Source organism: Vibrio celticus, assembly GCF_024347335.1.
Taxonomy (GTDB): domain Bacteria; phylum Pseudomonadota; class Gammaproteobacteria; order Enterobacterales; family Vibrionaceae; genus Vibrio; species Vibrio celticus.
In genome coordinates, this window is the sequence record NZ_AP025464.1 from 837,198 (window position 1) to 855,068 (window position 17,871).

Genomic DNA, 17,871 nt, shown 5'->3' on the forward strand with positions numbered 1-17,871 from the left:
GAAGTTCTTATGAATCGCAAACATCTAGCTAACGCTATTCGTGCTCTAAGCATGGACGGCGTACAACAAGCAAACTCTGGTCACCCAGGCGCACCTATGGGTATGGCTGACATCGCTGAAGTACTTTGGCGTTCTCACCTAAACCACAACCCAGCAAACCCAGAGTGGGCTGACCGCGACCGTTTTATCCTGTCGAATGGCCACGGCTCAATGTTGATTTACTCTCTGCTTCACCTAGCAGGTTACGAGCTTTCAATTGAAGACCTTAAAAACTTCCGTCAACTGCACTCTAAGACTCCAGGTCACCCAGAGTACGGCTACGCACCAGGCATCGAAACAACGACTGGTCCTCTAGGTCAAGGCATCACTAACGCTGTTGGTATGGCTATGGCAGAGAAAGCGCTAGCTGCACAGTTCAACAAAGAAGGCCACGACATCGTAGACCACTACACTTATGCATTCATGGGTGATGGCTGTCTGATGGAAGGCATTTCTCACGAAGCATGTTCTCTAGCAGGTACGCTTGGTCTTGGTAAGCTGGTTGCTTTCTGGGATGACAACGGTATCTCTATCGATGGCGAAGTTGAAGGTTGGTTCTCTGACGATACACCTAAGCGTTTCGAAGCTTACGGCTGGCACGTAATCCCAGCGGTAGATGGCCACGACTCTGACGCTATCAACGCAGCGATTGAAGCGGCTAAAGCAGACCCTCGCCCTACTCTAATCTGTACTAAAACAGTAATTGGCTTTGGTTCTCCAAACAAAGCAGGTACGCACGACTGTCACGGTGCACCACTAGGCGCTGAAGAAATTGCAGCAACACGTAAAGAATTAGGTTGGGAGCACGGTCCTTTTGAAATTCCGTCGGAAGTTTACTCAGAGTGGGATGCGAAAGAAGCAGGCGCAGCTAAGGAAGCAGCGTGGAACGAGAAACTTGCAGCTTATGAAGCAGCATACCCTGAGCTGGCAGCTGAATTCAAACGCCGCGTAAACGGTGAACTACCTGCTGAGTGGGAAGAGAAAGCATCGGCAATCATCGCTGATCTTCAAGCTAACCCAGCAAACATCGCATCACGTAAAGCATCTCAAAATGCTCTAGAAGCGTTCGGTGCTATGCTACCTGAATTCATGGGCGGCTCTGCTGACCTTGCGCCTTCTAACCTGACTATGTGGTCTGGTTCTAAGTCTCTTGAAGCAAACGACTTCTCTGGTAACTACATCCACTACGGTGTACGTGAATTCGGTATGACGGCTATCATGAACGGTATCGCTCTGCACGGTGGTTTCGTACCATACGGCGCAACGTTCCTAATGTTCATGGAATACGCTCGTAACGCTATGCGTATGGCTGCTCTGATGAAAACTCAGAACATCCAAGTTTACACGCATGACTCTATCGGCCTAGGCGAAGATGGTCCAACTCACCAACCAGTTGAGCAGATCGCTTCTCTACGTCTAACTCCAAACATGAGCACATGGCGTCCATGTGACCAAGTTGAGTCTGCTGTTGCCTGGAAACTAGCAATCGAGCGTAAAGATGGTCCTTCTGCGCTTATCTTCTCTCGTCAAAACCTTGCACAACAAGATCGTGACGCTGAGCAAGTGGCAAACATCGCTAAGGGTGGTTACATCCTGAAAGATTGTGAAGGCAAGCCAGAGCTTATCCTTATCGCAACGGGTTCTGAAGTTGAGCTAGCGGTTAACGCTGCTGCTGAGCTAACAGCTGAAGGTAAGAAAGTACGCGTAGTTTCTATGCCTGCTACTGACGCGTTCGACAAGCAAGACGCGCAGTACCGTGAGTCTGTACTTCCATCTGACGTTACAGCACGTATCGCTGTAGAAGCTGGCATCGCTGACTTCTGGTACAAGTACGTTGGTTTTGGTGGCAAGATCATCGGTATGACAACGTTCGGCGAGTCTGCACCAGCAGGTGAACTATTCAAGATGTTTGGTTTCACTACTGAAAACGTAGTAAACACAGCGAAAGAGCTTCTAGCTTAATCTTGAATACATTATCTCGCCTTTAAATGGGTTGATACATACTGAAAGCCCCGCATGAAAATGCGGGGCTTTTTTGTCTTTTCTCTCATTCGGATTAAATCTAACGGCTATTTTTCTTCGAAACGCTTTGCCAGTTGGTAGAACTCATTGACTTGTTCTTTTAGCTCTGTGGAGTGGTCTTTCACAGAATGCGTAGCAACCAAATTTTGTTCTGCCGTAGACGCGATAGACTGCATATGCAGGTTGACTTCACTCGACAGCTCACGTTGTTTACGAGCAGAACTTTCAACAGACTGCATGAGTTCATTCATGGATTGCATTAGGTTTTCGACTTCCGACAAGCGCTCTGCACTCACCTTCGCAACATCACCACACGCATCCGTTTGCTCTCGGTTCGCCAGAATGTCTTTTTGCCACCCTTCAATCGTCGTTAGCATGGTATCGATGCTCTCTTTGATCTGAACCGTCGCCTTTGAGGTTCGACCCGACAACGCGCGCACTTCGTCGGCAACGACAGCAAAACCTCGTCCTTGCTCGCCTGCTCTCGCCGCTTCAATCGCAGCGTTCAGGGCCAACAAGTTGGTTTGTTCGGCGATTCCACCAATCTCTTCCATTATCTTGCTCACGCTCTGAGCTTGGTCGCTCAGTTGGTAAGTCGTTTGAGTCGCCTTTTCGGCCTGAGAAGCTAGGCTCTCTAAGTTTTGATGAGTTTGATTAATACTCTCTTTAGCGCCAGCACAGGTTTGCAAAGTCACATCGACAATCTGGTGCGCTTCTTCTGTGCGAGAAGAGACCTCATTGGCGGTGACTTCAACCTCTTCAGTCGCCTCTCGTACTTGAAGAATGTCTTTTGTTTGTTGATCTAAAGCTTCAGATACTTCAAATGACGTGGCATTCAAGTTGTCAGCCAAATCTTGTAACGGCTTGGCAGAGTCTGTCATACGACCTAACACGGTGCGGATTCTTGCAGACAATAGTTTTAAGTGAAAGTCGGCAATAGAGAACTGACTATTACCTGAATAAACAAGACGACTGACACTATCGAATTTCGATTGCAGCTTTTTCAACTGCAGTGGAGTATCTATCAGCTCTTGTCGGAAAAGTAACGCCAATGCTGAAACAGGAAGTAGGCTCAACAACCATTGGGATACTTGCCCTACTTCGATAAGATTTGAAACCAGAGGCGCAGCCAAAGAACCTAACAACACGGCGTAACGAACACTGTCACTGATCTTTAAGGACCATTGGCGACCCGACTTTTCAGCCTTCAAGAGGCCTTGGTAAGCCTTGTCTGCAACTTGTATCCATTCATTCTTTGGCTTAACACGAACAGATTGGTAGCCACTCACCTTACCATTGTCGTAAATCGGAGTTACGTAAGCATCGACCCAATAAAACCCACCGGATTTGGTTTTGTTTTTTACGATGCCACGCCACGCTTTACCTTGCTTTAGGTTAACCCACATATCGGCAAAAGCGGCTTTCGGCATATCGTTATGCCTTACGATATTGTGGTGTTGCCCTAGCAATTCTTGTTGGCTGTATTCCGCTATGCGACAAAAAGCATCATTACTGTACGTAATCACGCCTTTTAAATCAGTGGTAGAGACAAGCTGTTCGTTTTCGCTGAGAAGCGTTTCACGAGATTGAGTAGATGAGCTGACAGTCATTATATTAACTTAGGTTAATTATTATTTTAGGCGAGGAATATATACAATTATTAAAGTTATGACAAAATGTGAACGTCACATTTTGTGTAAATGCCTGCTATTTATACAAATATTAGCTAAGTACCTCACAAAGCTAATAACTTCACTATCTTCTCATGCCAACAGTCATGACTCATCTAAGTTTACTGCAGTGGTAAATTTCACGGTTCTCATTGAGACTGAGGTATGGAATTTACGAATATTCAGATCTTTGCGTAGTACTCGCTCCACAAAGTCTTCGTAGGCTTGAATGTCTTTGACCGTCACAATCAGCATGAAATCAAAGCTGCCTGATATCTGATAGCACTGCGTGACCTCTTCTGCCTTTGAAATAGAATGGCGAAAGATTTGGTAAATATCCCCTCGGTCACGCTCCATTTCCACGGACACAACCAAAGTCATCTTACTTCCGGTCAGTTCTGGGTTAATGATGGACACATCACCGACTATCACGCCCTCTTCTCTCAGCCGTTTCACTCGCTTTAAGCAAGCAGGCGGTGACAACCCGACCAGCTCAGCCAATGTCTGATTAGGAATTCGGTTGTTCTTTTGCAGTTCAACCAGAATGCTTCTATCTATACGGTCAATTACCATAATTTCTTAAACCAATACATTTATGACTTATAATTTTTAATACTACGATAATTAAAAAATATATCGCAACTTTAAAGGTCAATTTAGAAATCTTAATCACAACAATCACGGTAAGATCTTCTCATACCAAACAATCGAACCATGGTCGTAACTATGAAATCAACCTATCAATTTTTTAAAGAACTCCTTAGAGAGATTTTCGATGTCACCTCGACTCTTTTCCGAATCATGATTCCAATTATCATCGTGATAAAGGTCGTTGAAGAGCTCGGCGGCATCGTGATTCTTAGCGAATGGCTGAGCCCAATAATGGAAAGCGTCGGCTTACCGAAAGAAATGGGCTTGGTATGGGCTACCACCATACTCACTAACATCTATGCGGGGCTGATTATTCTCATCAATTCCGACGCTCCCTTAACGGTTGCTCAAGCCTCGGTTTTAGGCAGCATGATTCTACTAGCACATTCATTACCGATTGAGGGGGCGATAGCCAAAAAAGCAGGCGTGAGCTGGTTGGCTACCCTGTCGGTGCGAGTCGGTGGTAGCTTGGTGCTGGCTTGGCTACTTAATCTCAGTTATCAATATGGGGATTTGCTCAACTACCCAGCAACGGTGCTTTGGCAGCCTGAAGTATCAGGAGACACGAGCTATTTGGGTTGGGCTATTGAACAGCTCAAGAGTTTTGCCGTTATCTTCATGGTGATTTCAGCGCTATTACTGCTACTCAAGGTTTTAAAGATTCTCGGCATTGAAAAGCTCATGGCAATATTATTAAGACCGTTCTTGAGACTGCTAGGAATCAGCAAGGACGCAACCAACCTAACGATCATCGGAATCACGCTTGGTCTTTCGTTCGGCGGCGGCTTATTGATCAACGAAGCCAAGAAAGGACATATCTCCGCGAGGGATGTATTCACCGCAATCATGCTGCTCAACTTGCTCCACAGCTTGATTGAAGATACGTTGTTGATCATGCTCATTGGGGCTGACTTCTACACCATATTTTGGGGAAGGTTAGTATTCTCAGTGCTGGTTATCGCTTTAATATCCAACATCATTAAGCGCATGAATCCAAGCACTTGCGAACGTTACTTTTATCGCGATGTCTCTCAGTCATAAGTAAAAACACTAACGAAACTAAAAGTAAAAGAGCTCAAATACGGGCTCTTTTTTTCTACTTGGTGCTCCTTTCACCTCCACTATTGTTAAATTTCACGTCATTGAAACACTGAAAATTACTCTCAATACCCTAATTATTGATATTTTGAGTAAAAATAATTTGAGCATGGGTATTTACTAATGACTCAGTTATTACATGCGTATTTTAAAACACCGATAATAAAAAATCATCTTATTAGTTAGAACCCAACGCCTTGTATAAAGCGTCCTCCAGAATAATAACCACGACCTAATCAATGTTATTAAACATCCAAACTATCAACTATTCATTCAACAAAACCCATTAAATAACTGACAATAGAATAAATAACACTCCTTATTTTATATTAACTCTAAATGTTGAAACCGGAACGAATAATTAATTGTAATAATTATCCGTTTGATTGGTAAATTTTATAAATATATTTTGTTACATAATAAAAACTGATGGCTTGATATAAGAATGTCACACAAAACAATGGCTTTAATGGTTCTAATTTTTTCCTCACTGTCACAGGCTTCCACTATTGAGAACGACGAACTATTGCTGAAGTCATTGATTAAACAAGGTGTTATCTGTTCAGGCTTAACCTATGAGGAAAATCAAGAAGCTTTGCGTATCTATCTCAACGCTAAAAAAGTGAAGAGCACTCCGTTTGATTCAAAAAATAGAAAAGAGACAACCAATACAAAAGAGATAGAAGGTAAAAAACATACAACAAACACACGTCAGTTAAATAAGACACCACAAGAGTGTATTAGGCCAAACTCGGACAACAGATCCGAATAAGGCAAGTTGATACTGATATCGACATGGAAATATAAAAAGGAAATATAATGAAAATGATGAGAAGAACATTGTTGGCTTCAGCAATGCTTACTCTATTTAGCGTCAGTGGTTATGCAAAAACACCTATTGATTTAGGTGTCGTTAATGAAGACAAACTCATTGAAATGCTAGTTAGACAAGGCTTAGTCGACCAAGATGCAACCGATGTGGCAAAGCAGGATGCACTTGACCGTTACTTGAAAAATAAAATCAATTCTGGTTTTAAAGGCGATGCTCAATTCGGTAAAAAAGCACTTGAGCAACGCGCGAAAATACTCAAAGCCATAGAAAAAGGGTCTGGTGTTAAAAAAGCGAGTGTCTTTGCTTTAGAAGTCGGCACCAAGCGCACCGACAAAGTGCTCGCTCTATTGGTCGATTTCCCTGATTTGAACTGGGATGACAACAAGCTGACCGAAGAGCACACGCAGATGCTCTACGAGAGCTACAACCCAGAGCATTATCAAGAGCTGTTGTTCTCAAATTCTGGCTACACAGGGCCAAATGGCGAAAATCTAATCTCGATGCGCCAGTATTACCAAAGTGAATCAGGTGACAGTTACAGCGTTGCAGGTCAAGCTGCGGGTTGGTATCGCGCCTCGAAGCCTGCGTCATTCTACGGTGGCAACTCCCCGACGACCGACAACGACTTAAACGCACAGGAACTGGTTCGTGAAGCGCTGAATCAACTGGCGCAAGACCCAAGTATCAACCTTGCCGATTACGACATCGAAGATCGTTACGATTACGACGGTGACGGAAATTTCCGCGAACCCGATGGTGTGATTGATCACCTGATGGTGTTTCATGCATCGGTAGGCGAAGAAGCCGGTGGTGGCGTGTTAGGCCCTGATGCGATTTGGTCTCACCGATTCAACCTTGGTCGCACTCATGTACTGGAAGGTACTTCTAGCTCGCTTCCAGATCGTTTTGGTGGCCAATACGCGGCGTTCGATTACACCATTCAACCGATTGATGCGGCTGCAGGTGTCTGTGCTCACGAGTATGGCCATGATTTAAGCTTACCAGACGAGTACGACACGCAATACACGGGCAAGGGCGAACCTGTCTCTTACTGGTCAATCATGTCTTCGGGCAGTTGGGCTGGTCAAATTGGCGGTACACAACCAACGGCATTCAGCTCTTGGGCAAAACACTTTCTACAGAAATCGATTGGCGGACGTTGGGTTAACGATGATCAGATCTCGATTGATGACCTAGAAGACAATCCACAAGTTTATACGCTGTTCCAAACAACGGATAACAGCCGTCCGAACATGATTAAAGTGGATCTTCCAGAGAAACAAATCGAGGGTTTAAAACCGTTTGCTGGTGAATACTCTTTCCACTCTCAAAAAGGCGATGACCTAAAAAACAGCATGACTCGTAAGGTGATAATTCCAGCGGGTGATTCAGCGCTGCTTTCATTCAAAACTTGGTACGAAATCGAGAAAGATTACGACTTTGCACGCGTGCTCGTGAATGGACAAGCCATCGCAGGCAACATCACCTCAATGGATGACCCATACAATACGGGCCTAGTCCCTGCGATTGGTGGTGAGTCTGGCGACTGGATTGATGCTGAGTTCGACGTTTCACAATGGGCAGGCCAAGAAGTTGAACTGTCTTTTGAATACATCACCGATGGCGGCTTAGCAATGGAAGGCTTCTATTTAGATAACTTTGCTGTGGTTGTCGATGGTGAAGTGACTCCAATAGACGATGCTGAAAGCAACTCCACCTTCGCCCTAAATGGCTACAAGTTGAGTAATGGATTCCATCAAGCGCAGCACTACTATCTTCTGCAATGGCGCAGTCACATGGATGTTGATGAAGGCCTAGCGAACATCAAACGCATGGGACAACTGATGTCATTCGACCCAGGCTTGATCATTTGGTACGTCGACGAATCACTAACCGACAACTGGGTAGGTAAACACCCTGGTGAAGGTTGGTTAGGCGTGGTCGATGCAGACCAAAATGCCATGGTGTGGGCAAATTCTGGTGAAGTGGCTCAAACACGCTACCAAGTTCGAGACGCAGCGTTTTCACTCAAAGATCATACTCCAATGCGTCTTGTAAACAGCGACAATGATGTGCTCGAAGATACCAGTTTGGTTGGCAATGCTAGCTTCTCGGATGACCAAGATTACACATCGCCTCAAGCACCAGATTCAGGACGCATCCTGACGAAGTTTGGTTTAGCGGTCGATATTGTTAATCAGAGTGATAACAACGAATACGGCGTGGTTCGCTTATCTAAAGTAAACCAACACAACGTCGCTCCTACTGCGAACTTCGAGCTGAATGTGACTGGCCTAAATGTTTCTGTAAACAACTTCAGCTCAGACCAAGACGGTGAGATCACCCGTTACCTATGGGACTTTGGCAACGGCACAACAAGTAACGTAGTGGCACCAACTTGGTCTTACGAGCAAGCCGGTGAATACACGGTGAACTTGACTGTTGTTGACGACAAAGGCGCTACCGATTCATTTAGCTCCGTAGTGAGTGTTGAATCTCCAAACACCCTTCCAGAAGCGAGCGCGAAGTACATTCACTTGGGCCGCTGGGTAACCATGTGGTCTACAAGTTCAGACAGCGATGGTCGTATTGTTGATACCGAGTGGACACTTCCAAACGGAAAGGTGAAACGTGGTCGCACATTCACGTCAATCTTCCCTTCGTACGGAAAGCACGAAGTGACGCTAAAGATAATCGATGACCAAGGTGGAATTACCACCAAAACGATTTTGGTCGACCTGTAAATCATCGCAGGCTCTGTCGTGCGTATTTACAACACAAGCTTAAGTACTGTTGTCAAAGGATATAAGCTACGACAGCAGTTTTAAGAAAACGTTATTATTTAAGCCGTAAGCAAAAGCCCTACCTTATTGGTAGGGCTTTTTATTTGTCTGTGCTTAGATAGCATTATTAACACTGTAGAGAGATTACCGTAGCAATACGTTCAATTTTCAGCGGTTCAACTAGTCCTTAAACCGGTTGTTTTTGAATGTGTGATTTACGTGCGCTGAACGCGAACAACAAGATAACAGCTAACACGAATGGTAATACGTAAATATTGAGATTCTGCCATCCTACTGTCGATTCTAACCAACCAGAGAGCATGGCGGTAATCGTCACACACCCAAAGACAACAAATTCATTAAACGCTTGTGCCTTTGCTTTGTTCTGCGATTGGTAAGACTGACTAAACAAACCCGTGGCTGCGATAAACATGAAGTTCCAACCCACACCAAGCACGACCAAGGCCGCTCTGAAGTGCCAGATGGATTCGCCATGAATGTTAATCGCGATACAGACAACGAACAGCACCCCGCCCGCTAAGATCATCATTCTTGAGCCAAACTTCTCGATAAGTGAACCAGTAAAGAATGCAGGTACAAACATGCCCAGCACGTGCCACTCAATCACACCTGCCGCTTTAGTAAAGTCAAAACCACAGCCAATCATTGCCAATGGCGTTGCTGTCATCAGGATATTCATCACCGCATAAGCGACCATGGCAGCAAACACGGCACCAATAAAGTTAGGCGATTTCACTATCACACTGAGAGGATCGGATTTAGGCGCCTGACTATTAAAAGAGACTTTTGGGAAATGAATGGTTTGTAAGATGAGTAACGCAAGAATGTTCAATCCAATCAAAGAAGCAAAAGCACCAATGTACAAACCATCTTGCGACCACTGTTGGGACATAATCGCCAAGTTTGGCCCTAATACTGCTGCTAAAACGCCACCAGCCATCGAGATAGAGATCGCTCGATGACGGGCATTTTCATCACACACCTCGATTGCAGCAAAGCGATAAAGCGTACCAAAACCTATGCCTATCCCAAGTAAGAACGTGGCGAAACAAAACAGATAGAAATTTTGCTGAGACAGTGCGTAGGTGGCAAGACTAGCCCCTGTAATGCCAACCACATTACCAATGCTAAATCCTCGCTTTCTCCCTAACTTGCCTGAAATTAAAGATGCAGGAATAGTGGCTGCCATTAGACCCAAAAACTGCAGTGCAACCGGCAAGGTAATCATGCTGACACTGGGCGCAATCTGCTTACCGATCAAACCAATCACAGAGATCAGTAATATGTTACCCGTCATCAACAGGGCCTGACACAGTGAAAGCAGCCAAACATTTCTATTCATCTTCGTTCCTAAATATGAGCACAGTTGGTCAATAGACCAAAAAATCAACAAAGTCGCAACACTTTGTTACTCATAGCAACTCTACAAGTCGACCAATAGACCAATAGACCAATAGACCAATAGACCAATATAAATAGTTACAACCACATTGACTTTGATTAGCGTTACTAAAGACGCTAGAGTTGAAATTATCATTACTTAAGATAATAATAATTTTCTGTTATTTATAGGCTTTAGCATTTGAAGGTGAGTATGATTAATCCACTTTGGCTCAATACATTTAAGACTCTGGTTGAAGTTGGTCATTTCACCCAAACGGCTGAAAAACTGTATATGACACAACCTGGAGTCAGCCAACACATCAAGAAACTTGAACAGGCTTGTAATTGTGACCTGCTCTCTCGAGAAAATAAAAGCTTCGAGCTGACCGAACAAGGTCGGATTATGTATCGCTATGCACTCAAGCTAGAAAAAGACCAAGAAGATCTTTTTGAGTCTCTGAGTTTTGATAATCCTTATGCTGGGCAATGTCACTTATCTTGCTCTGGTTCACTCTCTTTACGTCTGTATCCCAAGCTTCTTGAACTTCAACAGCAACACCAAGAGCTCAGCATTAACTTAGAAGCCGCTCCAAACAAAAAGATATTGAATGACCTAATCGAAGGCACTACCGATATCGGCATTGTTAGGCATTCCCCGAATGACAGCTACTACCAAAGCCAAGTCATCGGCAAAGAAGCGCTGTGTCTTATTGTTCACCACAGCCTTGCTGATTTAGAGATAACACCACAAGTACTTCATGACATTGGCCTGATTGCGCACCCAGATTCTGCACACTATCTGTCTTTGTATTTCGACCTTTGCGGAGATAAAGACTTAGCGAACATCAACGTTAATGAGATACCAAGATCTGGCTACATCAATCAGCTTCACCAGATCTTGCTACCCGTATCAAAAGGGTTAGGTTTTACCGTGTTACCGGCTGGCGCGGTTGAGCATTTCCCAGATAGAGACAAGCTACACGTTGTGCCGCCAAAGGTAGAAGTTGAGGAAACGCTGTATTTGGTTCAAAAACGAAACCGAAAACTGCCGCACCGATACGATACGGTTGTTGAGCTAATCAAACAGAACGTGAGTGGTTAGTTCGGTATAGATAGACTTAAAGCCTTTAGCTAGCTCGTTATTTCGCTGTAAGAGCTAAAGGCTTTAATGTTGAAGTGATATTTATAAAAGACAACTACTCAGAAGCGCCAAGTCCCTCTTTGGCTCGTTCAAAGTCATAATTATCTAACGCACTTTGAACATCTTTGAGAACAACAGAATGTGGATACTGTGCCAGTAACTCAGTCACATATTGAGTTGCATCGTTATCATAAGCATCCAGCAGTGATAGCAACTGAGCATGCTGTTCTGACGTGATACTCGGTGAATCAGAGGTATTAGTAAGACTCGCATCGGCTTCTTCAGTACTTGTCGTATTGAATCCCTCAACACCAGACACGTCAAAGCTGATCTCAACTGCTTTAATCAGTTCGATTAACCCAAGTTCGCCTTGCTTAAGATCTTCTTCATCACACGCCTTGTTATGAGCTTTGCTTTCTAAATCACTGAGTAGTTCGGCTAATCGCAACCCACCAATCGCAGCTGCCATGCTTTTTAAGGTATGTAGATTACGCTCTAACGTCTCCCATTCGCCTTGTACTAAGTTATCAAAAGCTTCCGACATCATGTCTGGCGAGCCTTGGCAGAACCTATCAAGCATTTTGGCTTGCAGCTGCACATCATGATAAGTCAGTTGCTCAAACCTCGACTGAGAGAAAACTGGCGGTTCTATGTGAGTATCGGAGTGTAATTCCGCACTCTCACCAGAATCACCTGTCTGGATCGCATCTGAAGACGTGTCTGATGGCGCTCGACCTTCAACTAATACCTCAGGAACAATGTATCGAGTAATCAAAGACATCGCTTTATCAATAACAATTGGCTTATCCAAGAAGTCTGTGACACCCGATGCCCTCGCTCGTTGTTTCGCATCAGCAAAAACATTGGCCGACATTGCAATAATCGGTACATCTATATCGAATTCACGAATCAAACGGGTAGCTTCAAAGCCGTCCATAATTGGCATTTGAAGATCCATGAAGATTATTTCGTAGTCGTTGTTTTTAGCTAACTCCAGCGCTTCCTTTCCGTCTTCAGCAAGATCGGCATTTAATTTAGAGCGACTGAAAAATGCTAAAGCTAGATCTTGGTTCAGCTCATTGTCTTCAACCAATAGCACTCTTTGGCCTTTGAACTCTATCTGATAATCCAGTTGCAGCTCTTGGGCTTTGAAGTTGGCTAACGCATCCGAGCTTGATCGTGGCAATGTCAGCACAAAGGAGAACTCACTGCCTTGCCCGTAAACACTCTCCACCGTAATTTGACTGCCCATCGCATGCACTAATTTCTGGCTAATGTTGAGCCCAAGCCCTGTACCGCCAAACCGACGTGTTGTTGTGGTATCCGCTTGGCTAAAGGCTTCAAACAGCTTGTGACGGTTCTCATCCGAGATGCCTATCCCGGTATCCATCACACTCACCTTCATGGTTAGACTGCTATCGTTCGAGTCAACATGCTCCACCGTTAACGCTACGCTGCCTTTTTCCGTAAACTTAATCGCGTTACCCACAAGGTTGAGTATGACTTGGAACAACCTCAAGGGATCGCCTTGCAATGGCGTGTCTAACTCTGGGTCTATGACCATCGACAAATTGAGTTGTTTCTCAGCCGCTTTCGATTCCATCAGCTCAATCACATCTTTAAAGGTCGTCACGGGATCAAACGGGATGTTATCAATAACAAGTTGCCCTGCTTCTATCTTTGAAAAATCAAGGATGTCATTGATGATACTGAGTAACGAATGGCCAGAACGGTGCACTTTCTCGATGTAATTTCGAGCAACAGGATTCGATATTTCGCCAATCGCCAGATAAGACAAACCAATAATGGCGTTCATTGGTGTTCTTATCTCATGGCTCATATTGGCTAAGAATTCTGATTTAGCTTGGCTCGCTAAATCGGCTCTCTGTTTTTCTTCTTCCAATTGTTCGTTAAGGCGCTTCATTTCTGAAATATCAAATGCCCAAAATAGTGTGGCGACTTCCCCATCAATCTCAAAAAGATAGTAACTGACCAAAGCAACAAATCGGGTTCCATCAGACTTTCTAAGAACCAACTCCCTATTTTCAACTTTACCGTTAAGGTCGAGCTCTTTATGCACGCCATCACGAACGCTCAGCGAGTCATGGATAGCAGCGACGTCGATAGAAGACAACGCCTGATCTTCCACGCCAAACAGACGTTTCGCAGTATCATTCGCATAACGAACCTGATCCCCGACAACCACACTCGCAGCTATAGGTGAAGTGTTCAGAATGTTATAAAGCTGATTTTGGGCTTTTTGAAGGGCTTCGGTCGCTTCCTTAGCAATACTGATCTGCTTCGCTAGTTTACGATTCCAGAAAATAATAAGAAGGAGGATCACCAGAGAAAAAACCGAAATGGTGTAAACCATTTGATAGTCAACTCTTTCTATCGCTTTAGGCGCCGCCCACTTTGCTGAGATCTTCTGGTGTTCTTCAGCCGAGATACTGCCTATCGCTTTATTCACAATAGACAACAATAATGGTTCAGACTTGATGACATGCAGAGTTGGCGACAGGAAGAAATCTAATCGGCCGATAATGCCAATCCCTCGATAGCCAAATGAGTCGATTAGGTAAGTTAGGACGTCAACGGTATCAATCATCGCATCAAACTCACCCGACTCGACGAGCTCTAAGCCGTCATTAGTCGAGGACACCATCGCCCAGTTGATCTCAGGGTAACTATCCACGATAGCTCCTGTGTTGGCTCCACCCTCTAAAATACCTATTTTCCATCCCGCAGCTTCTTCTAAGACAAGGCTATTCACATCTCGTCTTGAGGCAATGGCCAAGCGACTAGAAAATAACGGTTTACCCGCCTTCACGCTCTCGCTAAGTGAACGATTCTCCACAGCGGCCGAGACAAGGTGCACTTTTCTATGATCAACGAGTCGTCGAGTCTCCTGCCAACTGCCGACACCAACATGTTCCAAGCGTAAACCTGTTTTCTGTTCGATCAGCTTTAGGTAATCATCGATCATGCCGATGTATTCCCCTTTGCTCGATACTGCCTCATAAGGCAAAGAGTTAGGATCAATACCGATTTTTAATACTGGATGAGACTTTATCCACTGACGTTCATTTTGACTAAGGTTAAGAAGTTCACCGGCTAAGCTATTTGATTGGTAAATATCTGAAATATAACGTTTTGCGCCATCTCCGAATGAATTGAACTGCTCAATGGCTGGGAAATAAACATAGCTCCCTTCCACGGAATCCACATCGAAATAGAAGGTCATAAACCCAGCATTGGTGCTGCCCGTCTGCGTTTTATAGCCAGCGCCTTTCGTCACGGATGACAATTTAGATGTGTTTTTCTTGTCCAATGATGACGTTGATACATCTCCTAGGAACCAAGATTCAAGCGGTCGCTTATTATTATCAGCCAGTGCAGAAATCACCGTGAAGGTATTATCTGCGTCAAATATGTCAAAAATCTTAGGCAATTCGTCAAAGCGATCATTGACGATAAAGTACGCTGAGATTTGAGCAATAATATCGGCCTTCTTCAGAACCGGAGTCAGGTCGTTCTTAATTTGTCGTCTAAGAATCGGTTCAAATTCCCCGTCTTCCCTTTTCAGGTTTGCCAATGCGGCATTGAAACGGTCTCTTAATTCCGCCCCCCTGAAATCCACGTAGATGGGATAACTGACTTTATAATCTTCATGGAGCTGTATCTCGCGCATTTCAATAAACCGGGTATTGGTGACAAACCAGGTTAATACGCGCCTTTCTACCATCAGGAGATCAACATTTTGAGCTCTCAGCTGGGAAAATGCCGACTCTAAGCTGTCGAGATCATCTATCCGATCAATGCTCAATTGGCTTTCCAACACTTCTACGGAGTTTTTAATCGGCGATGTTTCATCGAACAGCAAAGCTCCCAATGACAAATTTTTTGCCGATTTCAAATCCAGCTTACGCCTCTTTAATGACACTGGCACAAAATCAACATCCATCACCTTGTCACTGACAAAGTGCAATGAAGAGTCATCCAGTTGAACGCCAGAAACAAACGATATTGAGCTATTGCTATCAATGGCTTGACGAGCCGCACTACGAGGCAAGGTGACAACGTCACCCAATCGATACCCCATATCGTTCAAAGCCCTTTGCATAATGTCATGCTCTAAGCCGACAGAAGTACTGTCTGGGTACATGTAAGGCGGGTTGCCGAAACCAAATACACCTTTAACGGGAGAGCGATAAGGAGAGTCATCTAACCATTTAGATAAAATGCGGTTCTTTTTACTGATATCAAACGTTGCAATCTGTTGATTCAATAAGTTAAGCAGCTCATTGTCGTTTGAACGAATAACCATAGCTGCTTTGATGCTCTTCCAGCGATCAAGTACATGATTGACCGCTAAATTCTCTACTCCACTTTTATGAGCAAGATCCATGGTGGTTACAGGTTCAGCCAGCAAACCATCAACCGAGCCGTCTTCTAATGCGCGAATAGCATCAATGGCCGTATCGAACTCAACTCTCTCAATCGAACTAAGCTGCACGCCAGATCGCTCAAGGTCGATGCTTTCACGAACCATGGCAATTCGTCTCTTAGCCTCTTGCTCAATTTTATTGTTGAGGTGGTCATCGGTAGGAAGAATGACAGCAATTTGGTACGAGATATAAGGATCGGTTTGAAGGAAACGACCTCCTTCGCTGGGATCAAACTGTTGAAACGGAAACACATCGCCTTTCCCGTCTAACAAAGCTTGCTTTGCTTCAGCGTGAGAATCTACGCTGATGAAGTTGGTTTTTACGTTGAAACGCTCTTCAAGATCGTAAGCCCAATCTCGGATAATACCGTCGACTTTTCCGTCATCACCAATAAATGAGTAAGGATAATGACTGGATAGCGCAACAAACGTGATTTCACGATCAGGATCTTGCCATAGGTTTGATTGTTGCTCTGGAGCAGCCTCAGCGTTAACGCTAGCGGCACGAACAACGAAGACAACAAACAAAATTATGGCGATGACATAACGCTTACCCCACTTACCCCACATCTGCCAGAGGTCACTCATCTTTGAACTTCTCTTTAATCTCTAGAATCTCAGGCAATTTAATGAAAAACAGATCAACGATAGTCGGGTCAAAATGCTTGCCTTTCTGCTCAGTGATTAAGGCTAAAGCATCTTCGACACTCCAAGCCTTTTTATAAGGGCGCTCTGCCGTCAGTGCATCAAACACATCTGCCACAGCAGCGATTCTGCCAACCAGTGGGATGTCTTCCCCTGCCACTTGACTCGGGTAACCGGAACCATCCCATTTTTCATGGTGATACTGCGCCACTTGAATCGCCATGCGCATCAGTTTTGAATCACTCTGCCTACCGAGTATATCAACACCATATTCGACATGCTTTTGCATAATTGTCCACTCGTCGGCGTCCAATTTACCCGGCTTGAGTAATACGCTATCAGGAATACCGATCTTGCCAATATCATGCATTGGTGCTGCATCACGCAACGTCTCGGCATCTTCGTCAGTCATTCCCAAGGCTTTAGCTAGCACTTCACAGTAGTGACTCATACGCTTAACGTGCATGCCTGTTTCATTGTCTTTAAATTCAGCAGCTCTACCCAGTATGTTCAGTGTTTCTAGCTTACCGAGATTGATCTCTTGAGTTTTCTCTTTTACCTGACTAAACAACGCGCGTTGTTGGTCATAAAGTGCGATATGCGTTTTCACACGCTGGAGTGCAATTGCAGGGGTTATCGGCTTGGTTAGGTAATCGACAGCCCCCAAGGAGAGCCCTTTTACTTCGGCTTCTGGACCAATTGTGGCGGTCACGAAAATGATAGGAATGTGAGCCGTATTCGGCTGAGCTTTAAGTTGGCGGCACACCTCGTAACCATCAATGTCAGGCATCATGATATCAAGAAGAATAAGGTCTGGCTGCGGCACCATCTTCGCAATCTTGATACCAATTGTACCGTTAATCGCTACTTTCACTTGATAAGTATCTTTGAGTATTGCCGTTAACACATCCAAGTTACTTGGGGTGTCATCCACGACTAACACTATAGGTTTCCGACTCATTGATACCTCGTATACAAATCAAACAGTTATAACCCTAGTGTAGAACGATTTCCAGAGGTTAAGTAGAAAAAAAAGCAATTGATTTTCAAAAATGAAGAGTAGATCTGTGAGTGACTTCAAACCGGCGTTATTAGAAGTACGACCAGTCAATATTACGTCAGTTAAGTTATTATTATAC

General features: G+C 44.4%; 10 protein-coding genes. 5 read left to right on the forward strand and 5 right to left on the reverse strand.

Annotated elements, in window-relative coordinates; genetic code table 11:
* Positions 1 to 9 precede the first annotated feature (9 nt).
* Positions 10 to 2,001, forward strand: a complete 1,992-nt coding sequence (tkt, locus tag OCV19_RS19710; RefSeq protein WP_050052425.1) for a transketolase — start codon at positions 10 to 12, stop codon at positions 1,999 to 2,001.
* Positions 2,002 to 2,108: 107 nt separating this feature from the next.
* Here the strand turns inward: tkt and OCV19_RS19715 are convergent, their stop codons facing one another.
* Entirely contained in the window at positions 2,109 to 3,671 is a 1,563-nt protein-coding gene (locus tag OCV19_RS19715; protein WP_065676213.1) for a methyl-accepting chemotaxis protein, read from the reverse strand.
* Between the two features lie 165 nt (positions 3,672 to 3,836).
* On the reverse strand, positions 3,837 to 4,304 hold the full coding sequence (locus OCV19_RS19720) for an Lrp/AsnC family transcriptional regulator (protein ID WP_048606174.1): 468 nt from the start codon (positions 4,302 to 4,304) through the stop codon (positions 3,837 to 3,839).
* Between the two features lie 153 nt (positions 4,305 to 4,457).
* On the opposite strand from OCV19_RS19720, the gene OCV19_RS19725 reads away from it, so the two are divergent.
* From OCV19_RS19725 to OCV19_RS19735, 3 genes are all read left to right on the forward strand, one after another.
* Positions 4,458 to 5,423 (forward strand): hypothetical protein, encoded by a 966-nt coding sequence (locus OCV19_RS19725; RefSeq protein ID WP_065676212.1) that lies wholly within the window; start codon positions 4,458 to 4,460, stop codon positions 5,421 to 5,423.
* A gap of 502 nt (positions 5,424 to 5,925) precedes the next feature.
* Positions 5,926 to 6,252: a hypothetical protein gene (locus tag OCV19_RS19730; RefSeq protein ID WP_017064423.1), complete on the forward strand. Its 327-nt coding sequence runs from the start codon at positions 5,926 to 5,928 to the stop codon at positions 6,250 to 6,252.
* 47 nt (positions 6,253 to 6,299) lie between these two features.
* Positions 6,300 to 9,056, forward strand: a complete 2,757-nt coding sequence (locus OCV19_RS19735) for an immune inhibitor A domain-containing protein (protein ID WP_065676211.1) — start codon at positions 6,300 to 6,302, stop codon at positions 9,054 to 9,056.
* A 226-nt stretch (positions 9,057 to 9,282) separates the two neighbouring features.
* On the opposite strand, the gene OCV19_RS19740 is transcribed toward OCV19_RS19735, so the two are convergent.
* The gene (locus OCV19_RS19740; RefSeq protein WP_065676210.1) at positions 9,283 to 10,458 is read right to left on the reverse strand and encodes an MFS transporter; all 1,176 of its coding nucleotides are present in this window, start codon (positions 10,456 to 10,458) and stop codon (positions 9,283 to 9,285) included.
* A 252-nt stretch (positions 10,459 to 10,710) separates the two neighbouring features.
* On the opposite strand from OCV19_RS19740, the gene OCV19_RS19745 reads away from it, so the two are divergent.
* Entirely contained in the window at positions 10,711 to 11,601 is an 891-nt protein-coding gene (locus OCV19_RS19745; protein ID WP_050619689.1) for a LysR family transcriptional regulator, read from the forward strand.
* A 94-nt stretch (positions 11,602 to 11,695) separates the two neighbouring features.
* On the opposite strand, the gene OCV19_RS19750 is transcribed toward OCV19_RS19745, so the two are convergent.
* Both OCV19_RS19750 and OCV19_RS19755 read right to left on the reverse strand, forming a co-directional pair.
* On the reverse strand, positions 11,696 to 16,675 hold the full coding sequence (locus OCV19_RS19750; protein WP_065676209.1) for an ATP-binding protein: 4,980 nt from the start codon (positions 16,673 to 16,675) through the stop codon (positions 11,696 to 11,698).
* Positions 16,668 to 17,693, reverse strand: coding sequence for an HD-GYP domain-containing protein (locus tag OCV19_RS19755; RefSeq protein ID WP_065676208.1), 1,026 nt, complete (start codon positions 17,691 to 17,693; stop codon positions 16,668 to 16,670). The genes OCV19_RS19750 and OCV19_RS19755 overlap by 8 nt, the downstream gene beginning before the upstream one ends.
* Between the last annotated feature and the right edge of the window lie 178 nt (positions 17,694 to 17,871).

Bases quoted from the DNA above. Each gene is read 5' to 3' on its own strand.
- tkt (WP_050052425.1), top strand. From the start codon at position 10: ATGAATCGCAAACATCTAGCTAACGCTATTCGTGCTCTAAGCATGGAC.
- OCV19_RS19715 (WP_065676213.1), bottom strand. From the start codon at position 3,671: ATGACTGTCAGCTCATCTACTCAATCTCGTGAAACGCTTCTCAGCGAA.
- OCV19_RS19720 (WP_048606174.1), bottom strand. From the start codon at position 4,304: ATGGTAATTGACCGTATAGATAGAAGCATTCTGGTTGAACTGCAAAAG.
- OCV19_RS19725 (WP_065676212.1), top strand. From the start codon at position 4,458: ATGAAATCAACCTATCAATTTTTTAAAGAACTCCTTAGAGAGATTTTC.
- OCV19_RS19730 (WP_017064423.1), top strand. From the start codon at position 5,926: ATGTCACACAAAACAATGGCTTTAATGGTTCTAATTTTTTCCTCACTG.
- OCV19_RS19735 (WP_065676211.1), top strand. From the start codon at position 6,300: ATGAAAATGATGAGAAGAACATTGTTGGCTTCAGCAATGCTTACTCTA.
- OCV19_RS19740 (WP_065676210.1), bottom strand. From the start codon at position 10,458: ATGAATAGAAATGTTTGGCTGCTTTCACTGTGTCAGGCCCTGTTGATG.
- OCV19_RS19745 (WP_050619689.1), top strand. From the start codon at position 10,711: ATGATTAATCCACTTTGGCTCAATACATTTAAGACTCTGGTTGAAGTT.
- OCV19_RS19750 (WP_065676209.1), bottom strand. From the start codon at position 16,675: ATGAGTGACCTCTGGCAGATGTGGGGTAAGTGGGGTAAGCGTTATGTC.
- OCV19_RS19755 (WP_065676208.1), bottom strand. From the start codon at position 17,693: ATGAGTCGGAAACCTATAGTGTTAGTCGTGGATGACACCCCAAGTAAC.